This is a genomic window from Clostridium sp. JNZ J1-5 (genome assembly GCF_053901425.1).
The window spans coordinates 2,464,432-2,481,418 of the sequence record NZ_CM132773.1; the positions used below are offsets into that span (position 1 = coordinate 2,464,432).

Genomic DNA, 16,987 nt, shown 5'->3' on the forward strand with positions numbered 1-16,987 from the left:
TGAAGCCAAGCTTATAGTATTTACGATAAGGTACAAGGTTCCACTTGAAAAGTATAAAAACATGAGAGCATGTCCATAAATAGAGTGTAAAGTTCATAGCAATATGTACATTATGTACTGCTATGAACTTTCTTTTTTATAAAATTTATTGATATCCCTAAAAGGTGATGGATATCACCACCCGTAGGGGTTAGGTTTAAAGTACTTTTTACTTAAGTAAGATTATTTAAGAAAAGGCAAAGATATTTAAAATAAGTATGTAAACTTTAAAGAATTTTATAGAATAACAGTAGCCGGAGGCGGCAGTACATTTTTAACAATCTATAAACTAAATATACATCTAGAGGTATTTAACTACTATAATATAGCATTAATTAATTTGGAAATTAATACAATAATAAGTTAGGCAGAGAAAACTGGATAAGCTTTAAATATGACAATTTAGGAAGATTAACTGATAGATCACTAAATACAGGGCTAAGTGACTTTGTAACAAAATATACTTTTGAAACTGGCGAACTTGCAAACACTATTACCACAAAAGTAAGTGAAATAGACAATAATGGAAAGATAAGCAGAGAACCAAAATCTATGATTTTGTGTGAATCGCTTAGTTCTATAGCTTGGCTATAGAACCTCCTTAAAATTTAAGTATGCTAATGGTAATATTAAAACAATCACCGAAGGTGGAAAGGTAATAACTTATTACTATGATGAACTAAATCAGCTTACAAGAGAAGACAATCAGGCATTAAATAAAACCATAACTTATTCCTATGATGCCGGAGGAAATATTCTAAATAAAACTGAATATCCATATACCACAGGAACATTAGGGACAGCAACCTCAACAATAAGTTATGGATATACAGATTCCAACTGGAAGGATAAGCTTACAAGCTTTAATGGAAAGGATATAACCTATGATACAATAGTCAATCCTTTAACCTATGACGGCTACACCTTTACCTGGGAACAAGGAAGACAACTAGCAGGTATAAAGGGAAATGGTAAAGATGTAAGCTTTAAATACAATGTTGATGGAATAAGAACTGAAAAAACAGTAAATGGAGTAACAACAAAGTATCATCTTGTAGGGGATAGAGTAACATTTGAGGAGAATGGTACTGATAAGATTTACTATACCTATGATGATGAAGATAACCTTGTTTCAATGAATCTCAATGGTGTAGAATACTACTATATAAGGAATGCACAAAATGATATTATAGGCTTATTTGATAAAACAGGAACTCAGGTTGTTAGCTATGTTTATGACAGCTGGGGTAAGCTGATAGCTATTGATGGAAGTCTGAAGGACACTGTAGGGCATAAGAATCCATACAGGTACAGAGGATATAGGTATGACGACGAGACCGAGATTTACTATCTGCAAAGCAGGTACTATAATCCTGAGTGGGGTAGATTTATTAATGCGGACAGCATAATTGGAGAAACTGGAGAACTGCTATCACACAATATGTTTACATATTGTAACAATGATCAAATAAATATGGAAGATCCAGACGGAGATATAGCATGGTGGGTAGGAGCAGCTATAGGGGGAGCACTATTTGATTCTGCTGTATACCTATTCCAGCATAGAAACGGAGGGTCTAGTTGGAATGGATTAGGCAAAGCAGCCGCAACAGGTGCACTTACAGGAGTAGCTTTTGCTGGAGCAGGAAAGTTTGTTGCAAAGGGTGCAAGAGCAGTAGTTTCTTCTAGAAAAGCTAAGGCAATTGCCAAAGCCGCGTGTTTTACAGAAGATACTCCTATTCTAACAAAGGATGGGTATAAGCCAATCAAAGAAATAGAGATAGGAGATGAAGTATATTCTGAAAATCCTGAAACTGGTGAAAAGGGATTAAAGAAGGTTAATAAGGTATTTGTAAATGAAACAGATAAGTTAATACATCTGTATGTAGATGGTGAAGAAATAAAAACAACATCAGATCACCCCTTCTGGGTAGTTGGTGAAGGATGGGTAGGAGCAGAAGATTTAAGAGTAGGAGATAAAGTATTATTATACTCAGGTAATATAGCTGAGATAAGTAAGATAAGTATTGAGCAATTAGATCATATTATAAAAGTGTATAACTTTGAGGTTGAGGATTGGCATACTTACTTTGTTTCAAATAATAATATTCTTGTTCATAATGCTTGTTCATTCAACATTGGTTCATGGGCTAAAGGAAGTTTTGAAACAGCAAAAAAATCGGCATTGAAGCATTTTGAAAAACATGGTGCCGAAGTTGGGGCAAAAAATGTTGAACAGTATATAAGAAAAGCCGAGGCATTTAAACTAAATTTGAGAGGTGCTACAAAAAGCCGAGTGAATGGAGCAACTCAAGGAGTAATTAGATATAAAAAAGCAGGAAAATATATTGATTTAGCACCAGATGGAAGTATAATATCATTTGGTAAACAATAAAAAAGGAAGGAGGAGTATTTTTGAATAACTGGAAAGAAATTAAGATTGAGGGCGTTACAGAAATAAATAAACTTGTAGATGAATTTGAAATATGGGCATTAAATAAAGTACCATATGAAAAAGTCAAAGTAAAAATTTGGGAAAATTCAAAGCGTGGGTATATTGGGGTACCTAATATGCAAATTAAAAACCATGAAGATGGTTCAATAGATGGAATTACTGGTTTAGGAAATTCACCAGAGGAAGCATTAGAAGATACATTAAAATGTTTCATGGAATTAATAGATGACTATGAAAAATTATATCAAAGAGGATTAAAAGAAGATGATGTTGAATGGTCTTCTTTTGAGGATTTCTAAAGTTGGAGCAAACGGAGTCCTTTTAATTCTCCGCAGAGGTACTAGATTCTACTTGAAAAGTGTATAAATATGGGAACGTGTCTATAAGTAAAATATAAAGTTCAAAGTAATATATACCATATGTTGCTTTGAACTTTCTTTTTATAGATTAATACGAATATCCCCAAGAAGGTGATGAATATCACCATCCATAGGAGCTAAGTTTAAATTATTTTATACTTAAGTAAAATTACTTAAAGAAATACGAAATAATCCGAAAAATATTAGAAAAGGCATTAAATGCATTAAAGAGAGGATGGTAAGGGAATATGAAGGAAAAGAAAAAGAGCAAAATAATAATCAAAAAATTGAATCAAGACGATATTTTAGAAATTATTTTTGAACATTTTCAAGAGATCGAGTTGAAAGAAGCAGTAATAACTAAAGGAATTATACTAGGTACACCAGGTAAGGATTTAAGATTTGTTGGTGTATTTGGTGATGAGACTTGCGAAGAAATATATGAGTATGATTTAGAAGAAATTGATGAAAATCAGGAATTTAACGGGTCACATGCTTTTTTAGAAAATAACCCTAATTTTTGTTTGTAGCAAGAGTAGTCCTTTCAGTCTTCCGATAGGATACGAGGTATCTCCTGAAGAATGTAAAAAATATGGAAGTATGCCTATAAGTAAAATATAAAGGTTCTATATCAAAACAAAATTTTGATTTTGATATAGAACCTTGTTTTATCAGCATCAGAAGGAAATGGAAGCTTACTAAGTCTTTACTTAGACAGTAACAACAAGCTTAACCTAGTTGTAAGAGATAACGCTGGGGGCTAGCTAACCTTAATAACATCTACAGAAGCTGTAACAGCAAATACATGGAACTACGGAGTGTATCAGGAACTACCTTAAATGCAAAACTATATCTAAATGATAAAGAGGATTCTTGGCTTCAGGTTGGCTTTTAAACTGAAGCTTAGAAGCCCTTATCTAGGGACGTAGCAGCCGTTAACTTCCACTTTAGAAGTGGAAGTATTACGGATGGTAGTCATCAGGTAAGGTTTATTCAGGAAACACTACAAGCTTCAAAGACTTTACAGGAGCAAAAACAGCAGTTGGAGGAACTGTATCAGGCAGTAATCAACTAAATGGACAGCTAGAGGGACTAAGCAGATATAATACAGTATTGTCTTCTGAAGAAATAAATAGTCTATACACAAATGGAAGAGGAAACTGGGTAAACTATAAATATGATAACTTAGGAAGACTAACTGATAGATCACTAAATACATGATTAAATGACTTTATAACAAAAGATACTTTTGAAGCTGGCAAACTTGCAAACACCACTACCACAAAAGTAAGTGAAATAGACAATAACGGGAAAAAGATAACCTATACTTATGATTCTAATGGAAATATAGCAACTATAACTGAAAATGGAAAGACAATAAAGTACACCTACGATGAATTAAATCAACTTACAAGAGAAGATAATCAGGTATTAAATAAAACTATAACTTATTCCTATGATTCTGGAGGAAATATTCTAAATAAAGCAGAATATCCATACACCACAGGAACTTTGGGAACACCAAATTCAACAATATCCTACGGATATGGGGACTCTAACTGGAAAGATAAGCTTACAAACTTTAATGGAAAGGATATAACCTATGACGCCATAGGCAATCCTCTAACTTATGATGGCTACACCTTTACCTGGGAACAAGGAAGACAACTAGCAGGTATAAATGGAAATGGTAAAGATATAAGCTTTAAATACAATGTTGATGGCGTAAGAACTGAAAAGACAGTAAATGGAGTAACGACAAAGTATCATCTCGTAGGGGATAGAGTAACCTTTGAAGAGAATGGTACTGATAAGATTTACTATACCTATGATGATGACAATAATCTCATAAGTATGAATCTAAATGGAACTGAATACTACTACATTAGAAATGCTCAAGGTGATATAATTGGACTATATGACAAGAATGGTACACAGGTTGTAAGTTATACCTATGATTCTTGCTTGGGGCAAGATTATATCCATTGATGGAAGTCTTAAAGATATTGTAGGAGTTAAGAATTCGTATAGATATAGAGAGTATAGGTATGACACCGAGACTAGATTGTACTATCTGCAAAGTAGATATTATAACCCTGAGTGGGGTAGGTTTATTAATGCTGATGGAATATTGGGAGAACAGGGAAGATTGATATCATATAACATGTTCACTTATTGTTTGAATAATCCAATAAGTATGGTTGACAAAGATGGTAAATTTGCTATATTTGCAGCGTTAATAGCTGGACCACTTATAGTAAAAGTAGTGCTTTTTGTTGCAGCAGTATTGACAACTGTGTATGCTTATTACAAAGTAGTTAAACCATTAGTTTCAAGTATTAGTAGTAATATAAGTAATCCAATTAGTTCAATGAAGGTACAATCTAAATCAAAGACAAAGAGCAAGAAAAAGAAAGAAAAAAGAGCAAAGCGGAGTAATCCAGGGAGAGAGCCAAATGGGACAGAAGAAATTGAAGAAACTAATAATCATAAATCAACTAATGATCATAAGTTACCAACTTAAGGGCAACCACCATTGTCATCGCTAGATCAAGTTAATGAAAGTGGCGAAACAATAATGAGAAGGTTCTTTGATGATTTAGGACGAGCTTTAAGAAATGTTGATTTTACTAATCATGGTAATCCTAAAGAGCACCCAATTGTACCACATGTCCATACATGGGATTGGGTTAAATAGTTGACTTGTAAAGATAAGGAGTGTTTTTATGAGATATACTTATGAAGAATTAATAGAGGATTTGGAAATGGGAATGGAAGTAGAATTTTTTTATAATCAAAGAAGGTATTCTATAAGTCACAATGCTAAAGGATGGTATTTATCACAATATGATGAAGAAAAGTATCAAACATTTCATGATTATGAAGAATTATTAGAAAATGCAATAATTGAGTCAAAAAGATTGAGTGAAATATGGAAAGAAGTTAGGTTATAAGTTGTAGTTTTTAAACTTATAATTAAGTAAAATGTAAGGTTCATAGTAATATAGTTCTTTATCTATTACTATGAACCTTATTTTTAAAACTACATAGGTATTATAAATAAGTTGTTAAAAATCACTAACTATAAAATACCATCTTTCATTAGAATGTAATGAGTTCATAGCACTATAATTTGGTTGTTGATAGTTTATTATTTAGATTATTAAGTTATGAAAGTTAAATTATTTAAATATTAGGAGATGATATAATGCAAAATAATGATTTTGTTGCATGTATTGGAAGTTACAAAGTGCATGATAGTAAAGTAGAAAAGATAATTAATAGTGGTAATGAGGTTACAGTATTGCTTAAAAGCCAAGAAGGAGAAATTATTAGTGTAAGGCTTTCAAACGTGCAAGAAGTTATTGAAAAAAGATCTGTAGGTATGATCCTATATGCAATATGTGAAATAAAAGATATTGCACCATATCGAAAGTTTGTATTTGTAAATACAGATGAGGAAGATGGAGCTTCGCTTATAGTTGTTGCACGTGAATATCATATAGAATAATAAAAAATAATGCAAAACAACTAACTACAAAGTAGCTTAATCAAGATATATAAATTGAAATAATAAATTCAGCCTAAGCTATCCTAGAAGAGTAAGTGGAGTCATTTTACCTATCCGCTAAGGTACTAGGTTCAAAACTACCACAAAAGTAAGTGAAATAGACAATAATGGAAAGATAAGCAGAAAACCAAAATCTATGATTTTTGTGAATCGTTTAGTTCTATAGCATGGGGACTGGTAACTGGGGATTGATTTTGCTTTGCAAAATGCTCATAATATTCATTGACAAAAATATAGTTAGTGCTATAATTAAGCTATAAATTAATATACAAGGCGGAGTATAGAGAGCCATGATTTTGAAGGGATGCACCCTTTAAGATTATGGCTTTTTTTGTTTGAGAAGGGGAGGTATAAAATGTTTGATGTAGTAATTATTGGCGCAGGAGTTATAGGGTGTAGTATAGCTAGGGAATTATCAAAATATGAATTAAAAACTTGTGTACTAGAAAAAGGGCCAGATGTTGCTATTGGAACTTCAAAGGCTAATAGTGGAATAGTTCATGCAGGCCATGATGCAAAGCCAAATACATTAAAGGGTAAATTAAATGCTAAGGGAAATGCTATGTTTGACAGATTGTCAAAAGAGCTAGATTTTCCATTCAAAAGAAATGGTTCTTTAGTATTATGTTTTAGTGAAAGTGATATAGAAAAACTAGAAGAATTAAAAGAAAAAGGACAAAAAAATGGAGTTCCTGGACTTGAAATATTAAACAGAGAAAAGTTAATAGAATTAGAACCTAATATAAGTGATGAAGCAGTGGCAGCACTGTATGCACCAACTGGTGGAATTGTATGCCCTTACGAAATGACTATAGCATATGCTGAAAATGCAAATGCAAATGGAGTAGAATTTGTTTTTAACAGTGAAGTTAAAAGCGTAGTAAAAGATGAAAATGGATTTATAATCGAAACAAGCACTAGAAATTATGAAAGTCAATTAGTAATCAATGCTGCAGGACTATTTGCAGATGATTTAAATAATATGATTAGCAAAAACAAGATTAATATAATAGCAAGAAAAGGAGAGTATTGCCTATTTGATAAGGTGGCAGGGGGAATGGCTACAAGAACTCTATTCCAGCTTCCAACTAACCTTGGAAAAGGAGTTTTAGTTACACCTACTGTAGATGGAAACCTTCTTATAGGGCCAAATGCTTTAGATATAGAAGATAAAACGGATTTAAGCACTACCCAAGAGGGAATAGATGAGATATTAAGTAAGTCAAAGAAGACATTAAAAGAAGTTCCAATGAGACAAATCATAACTTCATTCTCAGGATTGAGATCCCATAGCACTGGAGATGACTTTATAATAGGAGAAGCTGAGGATGTAAAAGGATTTATAAATGTAGCTGGAATCGAATCACCGGGATTATCAAGTGCTCCAGCTATTGCAGAAATGGTTGAAGGTATAGTAGTAGAGAAACTTTCTCCAGCTAAAAATATGGAGTTTAACCCAATAAGACATGGGATTCCTAAATTCAGAGAAATGGATAATGAAGAGAGAAAACAGCTTATAGCTAAAGATGCATCTTATGGAAAAATAATATGCAGATGTGAAACTGTTACAGAAGGTGAAATAATAAATTCTATAAGAAGACCTCTTGGAGCTAGAGACTTAGATGGAGTGAAGAGAAGAACAAGAGCTGGTATGGGAAGATGCCAAGCTGGATTTTGTTCTACAAAGATAGTTGCTATTTTATCAAGGGAGTTAAACGTTCCTGAGACAGAAATAACTAAGTTCGGCGGAAAGTCTAATATATTAATAGGAAAAAATAAGGAAATTTAGTGAATAGCATTATCTATTAAGATTTGGAGGATTGGGAAATGAGAGAATATGATATAGTAATAATCGGTGGCGGCCCAGCTGGACTTGCAGCAGCTATAGGAGCTAGAGAAGAAGGAGTAGAAAATATTCTTATACTAGAAAGAGATAATTGTCTTGGTGGAATACTTAACCAATGTATCCATAATGGATTCGGACTTCATACTTTTAAAGAAGAGCTTACAGGACCAGAATATGCGGAAAGATTTATAAAAAAAGCAGAGGAAATGCAAATACCATTTAAGTTAAACACTATGGTAATAGATATAAATGAAAATAAAGAGATAGTGGCAGTTAATGAAGAGGATGGGATATTAGAAATAAAGGCTAAAGCCATAATTCTTGCTATGGGATGTCGTGAAAGACCAAGAGGAGCTATAAACATTCCAGGAAGCAGATGTGCTGGAATATATTCAGCAGGAGCAGCACAAAAGTTTGTTAATATAGACGGATACATGCCAGGTAAAGAGGTAGTTATACTCGGTTCCGGAGATATAGGTCTTATAATGGCAAGAAGAATGACCCTTGAAGGAGCTAAGGTTAAGGCTGTAGTTGAACTTATGCCTTATTCTGGAGGACTTAAAAGAAATATTGTACAATGTCTAGATGACTTTGGGATACCTCTAAAGCTTTCACACACTATAACTAATATAAATGGGAAGGATAGAGTTGAAGGAGTTACAATAGCTAAAGTTGATGAAAATAGAAAGCCTATAAAGGGAACAGAGGAATATATAACATGTGACACATTGTTACTATCAGTAGGGCTTGTACCAGAAAATGAATTGTCAAATAAAGCTAATGTTAATCTATCACAGATTACTGGAGGACCTGAAGTAAATGAAAGCCTTCAAACAAATGTTAGCGGTATATTTGCCTGTGGAAATGTACTCCATGTACATGACTTAGTAGATTATGTTACAGTTGAAAGTATAAATGCAGGAAAGAATGCTGCAAGATATGTGAAGGGTGAAAGCTTCAATGAAAAAGGAATAGAATTAGCAGGAACAGATGGAGTAAGATATACAGTTCCTAAGTATATAAATCCTAAAAATATTGATAAAGCTGTAGAAGTGAGATTTAGAGTTGGAGATGTATATAAAGATAGCTATATTTCTGTTTATTTTGATGATGTAAGAGAACTTCACACAAAGAAGAGAATACTTACTCCAGGTGAAATGGAAACAGTAAAACTTACAACACAAATGTTTGAAAAGTATCCTGACTGTAAGAAGATTACTGTGAAAGTGGAAGGAGAATAGTAAAATGAGCGAGGTAAGAAATTTAATTTGCATAGGATGTCCAATAGGATGCGAACTAGAAGTAACTATAAAAGAGGGTAAAGTAGAAGACGTTAAGGGAAATACTTGTCTAAGAGGTAAAACCTATGCAGAAAAGGAATGTACAAACCCAACTAGAATAGTTACATCTTCTGTTAAGGTAAATGGAGGGGAGATAGATTCAGTTTCTGTAAAGACGAAAAGTGATATTCCAAAAGATAAAATTATGGAGTGTATAGAGGCACTTAAAGGAATAGTAATAAATGCACCTATAAATACTGGTGATGTAATAGTTGAGGATGTTGCAGGTACAGGGGTAGATATCATTGCTACAAAAACTGTTGCAAAAATAAATTAAAAAGTGTACACTATATTTATATTAGAAGAGTAAATTTCTCATAAATATTAAAATTTAATATTTATGGCGGAGAGTAGAGAGCCATTATTGAGAAGGGAATAGAGTTCCCTTTCTTAATGATGGCTCTTTTTGTCTCTAATTAATTAAGTATGTAGGTTAAAAACGTTTACAACAGTTGTGTAATAAAAATCTTATGTTTTAAAAAGTTTATAACTGTAGTGGAATAAAGGTATAAAAATTATGCTTCTAAAGCATGAATTAATAATAAACAAAGTACAATAACTAAGGAGGAGAAGAGAGTGTCTAACCTAATGGGAGAATTTTTAGGAACGATGATTTTAATTTTACTAGGTGATGGAGTAGTTGCAGGTGTAGCCCTTAAAAAGAGCAAAGGGGAAAATGGTGGATGGATTGTTGTTACTACAGCTTGGGCATTGGCAGTTGTAATTCCGGCATTTATATTTGGAGCAATAAGTGGAGCTCATTTTAATCCAGCAGTTACAATAGCACTTGCAGTACTAGGGAAATTTTCATGGAGCTTAGTGCCACAATACATAGCAGCTCAGATGTTAGGAGCAATTGCAGGAGCTACTCTAGTATGGCTAACTTATTTAGCACACTGGGGAGAAACAGAGGATAAAGCTACAAAACTTGGAGTATTTTGCACAGCACCAGCAATAAGAAACACTATAGCTAATATTACTACGGAAGTTATTGGAACATTCATGTTGGTATTTGGTATTCTAGGATTAGGACAAGTTCAAATGGCACCAGGGTTAAATACAATAGCAGTTGGAGGACTTATTTTTATCATTGGACTTTCATTAGGTGGACCTACAGGATATGCTATTAATCCAGCAAGAGATTTAGGCCCACGTATAGCACATGCTATATTGCCCATAGCAGGAAAAGGGGACTCAGATTGGGAATATTCTTGGATCCCAGTTTTAGCACCTATAATGGGAGGGGTTCTAGGAGCTCTAGTATTTAAATTAGTATTTTAATCCGATGACTACCCGCTCTAATACTCACATCGCACTCTGTGAAAGCGGTTCGCACCAAATCAGAGATTTGGACTCTCTGCTTTTCTTCAAAGTGGGAGTAAAGAGCGGCTACGTCCCTGGATAACGATTTCTGAGCTTCAGAGGTAGTAAAAGCTCCCTCTGAAGCCAAGAATTCTGTTTATATATCCTATATATTACATGTAAACCTTTAAGGATATTAATGTGGAAAGAATGAGGAGGAATAAGCATGGAAAAGCAAAAATATGTAATGTCCTTGGATCAAGGAACAACTAGTTCAAGATGTATAATATTTAACAAAAGTGGGGAAATAGTAAGCGTTTCTCAAAAGGAGTTCAAACAAATATATCCTAAAGCAGGTTGGGTTGAACATGATGCTATGGAAATTTGGGGAACACAAGCAGGAGTTGCAGGTGAAGCTCTAGCAAGAGCTGGACTTAATGCAACAGATATTGCAGCATTAGGTATAACAAACCAAAGAGAGACTACAGTTGTATGGAACAAGAGAACAGGACTTCCTGTTTATAATGCAATAGTTTGGCAATGCAGAAGAACATCTGAATACTGTGATGAACTAAGAGAAAAGGGCTTTGATAAAACAGTAAGAGAAAAAACTGGACTAGTGCTAGACGCTTATTTTTCAGCTACTAAAGTTAAATGGATACTTGATAATGTAGAAGGAGCTAGAGAAAAAGCAGAAAGAGGAGAATTGCTTTTCGGAAATATAGATACATGGTTAATTTGGAATCTAACTAAAGGAAGAGTACATGTTACAGATTATACAAATGCTTCAAGAACAATGTTATATAATATCCATGAATTAAAATGGGATGAAAAATTATTAGAAGAATTCAATATTCCAAAATCAATGCTTCCAGAAGTTAAGCCATCTAGCTGTGTTTATGGAGAAACTGATGAATTAATATTTGGTTCACCAATCCAAATTGCTGGAGATGCTGGAGATCAACAAGCAGCATTATTTGGTCAAGTTTGCTGTGAAGAAGGAATGGCTAAGAATACTTATGGAACAGGATGTTTCCTACTTATGAATACAGGAGACAAAGCAGTAGAATCTAAGAACGGATTACTTACAACTATGGCTGCTTGCTATGGTGGAAGAATAGAGTATGCTCTTGAAGGAAGTGTATTCATAGGCGGAGCTGTTATTCAATGGCTACGTGATGAACTTAGAATGATAAAAAGTGCGGCAGAATCTGAAAGATATGCAACAGCAGTAGAAGATTCAAATGGAGTTTACCTAGTACCTGCTTTTGTTGGACTTGGTGCACCATACTGGGATTCTTATGCAAGAGGAACAATGGTTGGACTTACAAGAGGTGCTAAGAAAGAACACTTTATAAGAGCGGCATTGGAATCAATGGCATATCAAACTCATGATGTATTAAAGGCTATGGAAGAAGATTCAGGAATTAAATTACAAGCATTAAATGTAGATGGCGGAGCTTGTGCTAATAATTTCTTAATGCAGTTCCAAGCAGATATATTAAATACTCCTGTTAGAAGACCAGAAGTTATAGAAACTACTGCATTAGGAGCAGCTTATCTTGCAGGACTTGCAGTAGGATACTGGAAAGATGTAGACGATATTTGTTCAAATTGCAAACTTTCCAATACGTTTACTCCTAATATGGAAGAAGAAAAGAGAGTTAAGTTAGTTGATGGATGGCATAAAGCTATCAAGCGATCACAAGGATGGGAAAAGTAAATATAATATATTAAAACTCAAAAGATAAAAGGGCACTAAATTTTTCAATAAAAATAGAGCTTTTAATTATATCAATATCATATTTATAATTAAAAGCTTTAAGAAATTAGTGCTCTTGACAATTTTACGATAAAGAAATTTAATTATTATAGAGTATAAATCTGCCTACTTATAGGTAGATAAAAGGAGGACATTATATGAAAAGTGAAACTTTTACCTTTAAAGGAATAGGTGACATGGATATTTTCACTTATAAATGGAGTCCAGAAGATGAAAATAAAATTAAAGGTGTAGTTCAAATAGCTCATGGTATGTCAGAATCAGCAGAAAGATATGAAAGTGTTGCCAAAGAATTAACTGAAGCTGGTTATATTGTATATGGAGATGATCACAGAGGTCATGGACAAACTGCTAAAGAAATTGATAGTCTAGGATGTCTCAATGAGGACTGTTTTAATTTAATGGTAGAGGATATATATAAGCTTAGTAAAATTATTAGAGATGAAAATCCTAATTTACCTATATTTTTATTAGGACACAGCATGGGTTCATTCTTAACACAAAGATTTATTTGCTTATATGGTGATAAGCTATCAGGAACTATACTTTCAGGTTCTAATGGAAGTCAAGGAATTATAGCTGATATTGGCAGAATAGTAGCAAGAAGAGAAATAAAAAAGCTTGGTAGAGATAAAAAAAGTACTTTAATGTCTCGACTTAGTTTTGGAGGATTTAACAGAGCGTTTAAGCCTAATAGAACGGAATTTGATTGGTTAAGTAGAGATGAAAAAGAAGTAGACAAGTATATTGAGAATCCTTATTGCGGATATATTTATAATACTGGATTTTATTATGACTTATTAGGTGGACTTAAATTAATAGCTAGAAAAGAAGAAGTGAACAAGATACCAAAAGATTTACCTATATATATTTTTTCTGGAGATAAAGATCCTGTAGGGAACTTCGGAAAGGGAGTATTGAAACTTGTAAATCTCTATAAAAGTGTAGGAATAGAGGATTTAGAATACAAGCTATATAAAGATGGAAGACATGAAATGTTTAATGAGATTAATAAGGAAGAAGTTGTGAAAGATCTAATAGTGTGGTTAGATAAGCATATTAATTAGTTATATATGATAGAAAGAAGAATATAGGGGAGAAATCCCCTTTTTTATTGCCTAAAATCCTGTATAATCGTATAATTATCCAGGGACGGTGATAAACTTGGGAAAGGCAATAGAGAAGCTAAAAGGAGAAATAGTGTTTACTATATCCGTAATATTAGCTATAGTAACATCTTTTATATCTATGCCCAAATTAGAGTATATAGATTTTAAAGTTTTATTAAGTTTATTTAATTTAATGGTAATGGTTAAAGCTTTTGAAGAATTAAAAATAATGGATAAGCTTGCTGTTAAAATATTAAATAGATATGAAAATGCTAGAAAGGTTTCTCTGGTGTTAATAGGAATAACATTTTTTAGTTCTATGCTTATAACTAATGATGTGGCATTAATAACTTTTGTACCACTGGCATTAATTATAGGAAATAGAGCAAAATTCAATGTTATGAATACTGTAATTTTCCAAACGTTAGCTGCTAATATTGGAAGCAGTCTTACACCTATGGGAAATCCTCAGAATTTATTCTTATTTTCCTTCTATAATTTGAAACCTCTAGATTTTTTTAAGGCTACTACCCCTTTTGTAATTATTGGCGGAATATGGTTAATAATTTTAAATCTAAAAGTTAAAAATGGTATTTTAGAATTTGATTTGGAAAATATAGATATACAAGATAAGAAGAAAAGTGCAATTTATGGAGTATTATTTTTATTAATAATACTTTCGGTATTTAGTATTATAGATTATAAGGCTATATTTGTTGTTACCTTAACTATAGTTTTAATTTTAGATAGAAATTTATTAAGAAAGGTAGATTATTTTTTACTAATTACGTTTATATGCTTTTTTATATTCATAGGAAATTTATCTAATATGGATTTAATACGTTCCTATTTAGTAAGTTTTTTAGATAACAAAGCAAAAACCTATGTTGCTGCATTAGGATTAAGTCAAGCTATTAGCAATGTACCCTGCGCAATATTGTTATCAAGCTTTACTGACAATTGGAGAGAATTACTGCTTGGAGTAAATATAGGCGGCATGGGAACTTTAATAGCATCACTAGCAAGTGTTATATCTTATAAGTTATATTGTGATTATTCAACTACAGATGCTACTAAGAAATATTTGATTAGGTTTACAGCTTACAATATTATAAGTTTAATTTTAATAGGAATAGTAAACTATATTGTTTTCGTATAAAGATATTATTTTAATTATCTTTATTTTTGCTTTTCTCTCTAATTTTATCGGTTAAATCATTAAAATTATACTTAGTAATATCTTTTACAACAGCACTAAGAGCATTATCTATACTTTGTATTACTAAATTATTATCTTTTATTTTGTAATGTCCTTGATATAGTCCTGCACATACATATGCATCATCTATAACAGGCCCTTTATATCTATGTAAAAACAGTATCACATGATTGTTTTTACCGATTATAGGGTCTTGTTCAAGTTTTGTCTGTAATAATGTTATTTGTCTATTTGACAAACTCTTATCACCCTTAAGCACTTCTTTTATCAATATTTTTGTTTTTACAAATTTTACTCCTCCATAACTAAGACTATTTTGTTCTGATGTGGCCTTAGCTTCAACTATAAGTTCTGAGAAACTAACTATATCGTCTAAAGTTTCAAAACTATAGGCTAATTTTCCAGAAGGCAAATCTTCTTTGGGTTTGCTGCTAATATTTTTATTATAATAAATTATGCCTGCTAATAAAACAAATATAATTATGATAACTGACATAAGCTTTGGCTTTTTCATAGTGTATTACTCCTTTTAAAACTATTTATAAAATATCATACCTAGATAATAACTTATTTTTGCATTTAATTATTATAATAACTTTTATGCATTATATAAACAGTATCCTAATAATATTTCTATTTTCAGGTAATCTTTTTTATGTAAAGAAATAAGCTTTTACTGCATATTATATTTATAATTAGTAATTTATTTTAGGAGCTTTTAATGACTAAAAGAAAAATAAATATAATTAGAAAGTATGGTAATAAGGATATTGAAAAATTGATGGAATTTGTAGTGGCAAATATTCTTAATTCACTAGAATTAAAAGATAACTATTCTAATGAAGAAAACTTATGCAAAAGTAAATATAAAAAAGTAGAAGCATCAGTAATGTCAAGAGGTGAGTGCCATGAGACATCTCAAAAGCATGGATAGAAATAAAATAATATCAGTAGCAAGTAAGCCTCCTTATGGGTATAGGCTGAAAGAAGTTTATGAAGGCGATATTAAAAATATAAAATTGATACCTAGAGATGATGAAACTACGGAAGTAGTAAAGGAAATTTTTAATTTCTATCTTAAAGGATGGGGTATGACTAAAATAGCTAATAATCTAAATAATAGAGGGATACCTTCTCCATCGTCAATTAGCAATAAATCAAGCAAAGAACATAAGTTGTGGACTAGTAATACCATAAGATATATGCTTATGAATCCTAAGTATTGTAAAATTATATCCAAAGAGGTTTTTGAAAATGTTCAAGAACTTATTAAAAGGAGAAAGAAGAGTTTTAGACATAAATATGGAAATGAGCATCTTTTTTCCACGGTACTTAAATGTAATGAATGCGGCGGCAATATGTGCTATAGAGAGAGATACAAAGGTTATAAATGTACAAACAGTCAAAAAGGTGGAGGAAGATGTACTGCACATTCTGTTAAGGAAGACTTAATTAAAAATGCTATTTTTGAAGATTTAAAAACCTATATAGAGGATAAAATTGATAAAGACAAGTTTTATAAGATGGCAAATGATAGAGTTAAGTGTAAAGATAATTGTGAAATGCAGCTAACTATAATAGATAAAGAACTTAGAAAATTAGATGAACAATTTGAGAGAGTTTATATGGATAAGCTACATAAGCTAATCAGTGATAGAAATTATGAAAACATATCACGGCGAATTCAGAGTAAACAGGCATTTTTAACTAGTAAAAGAGAAAAGGTTTGCAAAATGAAAAGAAATAGCAAATTTATAGAAAAGTTATATGAGAAGTACAGATATGAAGTAGATAGAATACTAAGTTTTAAAGAATTAGATAGATTTATAGTAGAAACATTAATAGAAAAGATTGTTGTGCATGAAAATGAGTTTACAAAGAATAAGGAGATTCAAATATATTATAAATTTAGCAAAGTATAAGGAGAATGATGCTAATTATTATAGGGGACCTAAGATAAAGAG

18 protein-coding genes are annotated in these 16,987 nt (G+C 32.0%); 17 read left to right on the forward strand and 1 reads right to left on the reverse strand.

Annotated elements, in window-relative coordinates:
* Positions 1-1,174: 1,174 nt before the first annotated feature.
* The 15 genes from ACWW38_RS11910 to ACWW38_RS11980 all read left to right on the forward strand — a co-directional run bounded on the left by ACWW38_RS11910 (position 1,175) and on the right by ACWW38_RS11980 (position 14,963).
* Positions 1,175-2,434, forward strand: coding sequence for a polymorphic toxin-type HINT domain-containing protein (locus tag ACWW38_RS11910; protein ID WP_456257771.1), 1,260 nt, complete (start codon positions 1,175-1,177; stop codon positions 2,432-2,434).
* Between the two features lie 20 nt (positions 2,435-2,454).
* Entirely contained in the window at positions 2,455-2,793 is a 339-nt protein-coding gene (locus ACWW38_RS11915; protein ID WP_456257772.1) for a hypothetical protein, read from the forward strand.
* A 308-nt stretch (positions 2,794-3,101) separates the two neighbouring features.
* Positions 3,102-3,383 carry a hypothetical protein gene (locus ACWW38_RS11920; RefSeq protein ID WP_456257773.1) on the forward strand — a complete coding sequence of 94 codons (282 nt, stop codon included), beginning with the start codon at positions 3,102-3,104 and terminating at the stop codon, positions 3,381-3,383.
* A 982-nt stretch (positions 3,384-4,365) separates the two neighbouring features.
* A complete protein-coding gene (locus tag ACWW38_RS11925; protein ID WP_456257774.1) occupies positions 4,366-4,842 on the forward strand; it encodes a hypothetical protein in 477 nt (158 codons plus the stop codon).
* The gene (locus ACWW38_RS11930; RefSeq protein ID WP_456257775.1) at positions 4,808-5,377 is read left to right on the forward strand and encodes an RHS repeat-associated core domain-containing protein; all 570 of its coding nucleotides are present in this window, start codon (positions 4,808-4,810) and stop codon (positions 5,375-5,377) included. The genes ACWW38_RS11925 and ACWW38_RS11930 overlap by 35 nt, the downstream gene beginning before the upstream one ends.
* Positions 5,378-5,389: 12 nt before the next feature.
* Positions 5,390-5,551, forward strand: coding sequence for a hypothetical protein (locus ACWW38_RS11935; protein ID WP_456257776.1), 162 nt, complete (start codon positions 5,390-5,392; stop codon positions 5,549-5,551).
* Positions 5,552-5,579: 28 nt separating this feature from the next.
* Positions 5,580-5,807, forward strand: coding sequence for a hypothetical protein (locus ACWW38_RS11940; RefSeq protein WP_456257777.1), 228 nt, complete (start codon positions 5,580-5,582; stop codon positions 5,805-5,807).
* Between the two features lie 254 nt (positions 5,808-6,061).
* The gene (locus ACWW38_RS11945; RefSeq protein ID WP_456257778.1) at positions 6,062-6,364 is read left to right on the forward strand and encodes a hypothetical protein; all 303 of its coding nucleotides are present in this window, start codon (positions 6,062-6,064) and stop codon (positions 6,362-6,364) included.
* A gap of 415 nt (positions 6,365-6,779) precedes the next feature.
* Positions 6,780-8,213: an FAD-dependent oxidoreductase gene (locus tag ACWW38_RS11950; protein ID WP_456257779.1), complete on the forward strand. Its 1,434-nt coding sequence runs from the start codon at positions 6,780-6,782 to the stop codon at positions 8,211-8,213.
* 38 nt (positions 8,214-8,251) lie between these two features.
* Positions 8,252-9,511, forward strand: coding sequence for an NAD(P)/FAD-dependent oxidoreductase (locus ACWW38_RS11955; RefSeq protein WP_456257780.1), 1,260 nt, complete (start codon positions 8,252-8,254; stop codon positions 9,509-9,511).
* Between the two features lie 4 nt (positions 9,512-9,515).
* On the forward strand, positions 9,516-9,887 hold the full coding sequence (locus ACWW38_RS11960) for a DUF1667 domain-containing protein (RefSeq protein WP_456257781.1): 372 nt from the start codon (positions 9,516-9,518) through the stop codon (positions 9,885-9,887).
* Positions 9,888-10,186: 299 nt separating this feature from the next.
* Positions 10,187-10,891, forward strand: a complete 705-nt coding sequence (locus ACWW38_RS11965; RefSeq protein WP_456257782.1) for an MIP/aquaporin family protein — start codon at positions 10,187-10,189, stop codon at positions 10,889-10,891.
* 247 nt (positions 10,892-11,138) lie between these two features.
* Complete coding sequence (glpK, locus tag ACWW38_RS11970) at positions 11,139-12,635, forward strand: glycerol kinase GlpK (protein ID WP_456257783.1); 1,497 nt, start codon at positions 11,139-11,141, stop codon at positions 12,633-12,635.
* A 197-nt stretch (positions 12,636-12,832) separates the two neighbouring features.
* Positions 12,833-13,762, forward strand: a complete 930-nt coding sequence (locus tag ACWW38_RS11975; RefSeq protein WP_456257784.1) for an alpha/beta hydrolase — start codon at positions 12,833-12,835, stop codon at positions 13,760-13,762.
* A gap of 88 nt (positions 13,763-13,850) precedes the next feature.
* Positions 13,851-14,963: an SLC13 family permease gene (locus ACWW38_RS11980; RefSeq protein WP_456257785.1), complete on the forward strand. Its 1,113-nt coding sequence runs from the start codon at positions 13,851-13,853 to the stop codon at positions 14,961-14,963.
* 10 nt (positions 14,964-14,973) lie between these two features.
* Here ACWW38_RS11980 and ACWW38_RS11985 read toward each other — a convergent pair whose 3' ends face one another.
* Positions 14,974-15,537 carry a hypothetical protein gene (locus ACWW38_RS11985; protein WP_456257786.1) on the reverse strand — a complete coding sequence of 188 codons (564 nt, stop codon included), beginning with the start codon at positions 15,535-15,537 and terminating at the stop codon, positions 14,974-14,976.
* A 207-nt stretch (positions 15,538-15,744) separates the two neighbouring features.
* On the opposite strand from ACWW38_RS11985, the gene ACWW38_RS11990 reads away from it, so the two are divergent.
* Complete coding sequence (locus ACWW38_RS11990) at positions 15,745-15,957, forward strand: hypothetical protein (RefSeq protein WP_456257787.1); 213 nt, start codon at positions 15,745-15,747, stop codon at positions 15,955-15,957.
* The gene (locus tag ACWW38_RS11995; protein WP_456257788.1) at positions 15,932-16,945 is read left to right on the forward strand and encodes a recombinase family protein; all 1,014 of its coding nucleotides are present in this window, start codon (positions 15,932-15,934) and stop codon (positions 16,943-16,945) included. The genes ACWW38_RS11990 and ACWW38_RS11995 overlap by 26 nt, the downstream gene beginning before the upstream one ends.
* The last annotated feature ends 42 nt before the right edge of the window (positions 16,946-16,987 follow it).

Bases quoted from the DNA above. Each gene is read 5' to 3' on its own strand.
- ACWW38_RS11910 (WP_456257771.1), top strand. From the start codon at position 1,175: ATGAATCTCAATGGTGTAGAATACTACTATATAAGGAATGCACAAAAT.
- ACWW38_RS11920 (WP_456257773.1), top strand. From the start codon at position 3,102: ATGAAGGAAAAGAAAAAGAGCAAAATAATAATCAAAAAATTGAATCAA.
- ACWW38_RS11930 (WP_456257775.1), top strand. From the start codon at position 4,808: ATGATTCTTGCTTGGGGCAAGATTATATCCATTGATGGAAGTCTTAAA.
- ACWW38_RS11940 (WP_456257777.1), top strand. From the start codon at position 5,580: ATGAGATATACTTATGAAGAATTAATAGAGGATTTGGAAATGGGAATG.
- ACWW38_RS11945 (WP_456257778.1), top strand. From the start codon at position 6,062: ATGCAAAATAATGATTTTGTTGCATGTATTGGAAGTTACAAAGTGCAT.
- ACWW38_RS11950 (WP_456257779.1), top strand. From the start codon at position 6,780: ATGTTTGATGTAGTAATTATTGGCGCAGGAGTTATAGGGTGTAGTATA.
- ACWW38_RS11955 (WP_456257780.1), top strand. From the start codon at position 8,252: ATGAGAGAATATGATATAGTAATAATCGGTGGCGGCCCAGCTGGACTT.
- ACWW38_RS11960 (WP_456257781.1), top strand. From the start codon at position 9,516: ATGAGCGAGGTAAGAAATTTAATTTGCATAGGATGTCCAATAGGATGC.
- glpK (WP_456257783.1), top strand. From the start codon at position 11,139: ATGGAAAAGCAAAAATATGTAATGTCCTTGGATCAAGGAACAACTAGT.
- ACWW38_RS11975 (WP_456257784.1), top strand. From the start codon at position 12,833: ATGAAAAGTGAAACTTTTACCTTTAAAGGAATAGGTGACATGGATATT.
- ACWW38_RS11985 (WP_456257786.1), bottom strand. From the start codon at position 15,537: ATGAAAAAGCCAAAGCTTATGTCAGTTATCATAATTATATTTGTTTTA.
- ACWW38_RS11990 (WP_456257787.1), top strand. From the start codon at position 15,745: ATGACTAAAAGAAAAATAAATATAATTAGAAAGTATGGTAATAAGGAT.
- ACWW38_RS11995 (WP_456257788.1), top strand. From the start codon at position 15,932: ATGAGACATCTCAAAAGCATGGATAGAAATAAAATAATATCAGTAGCA.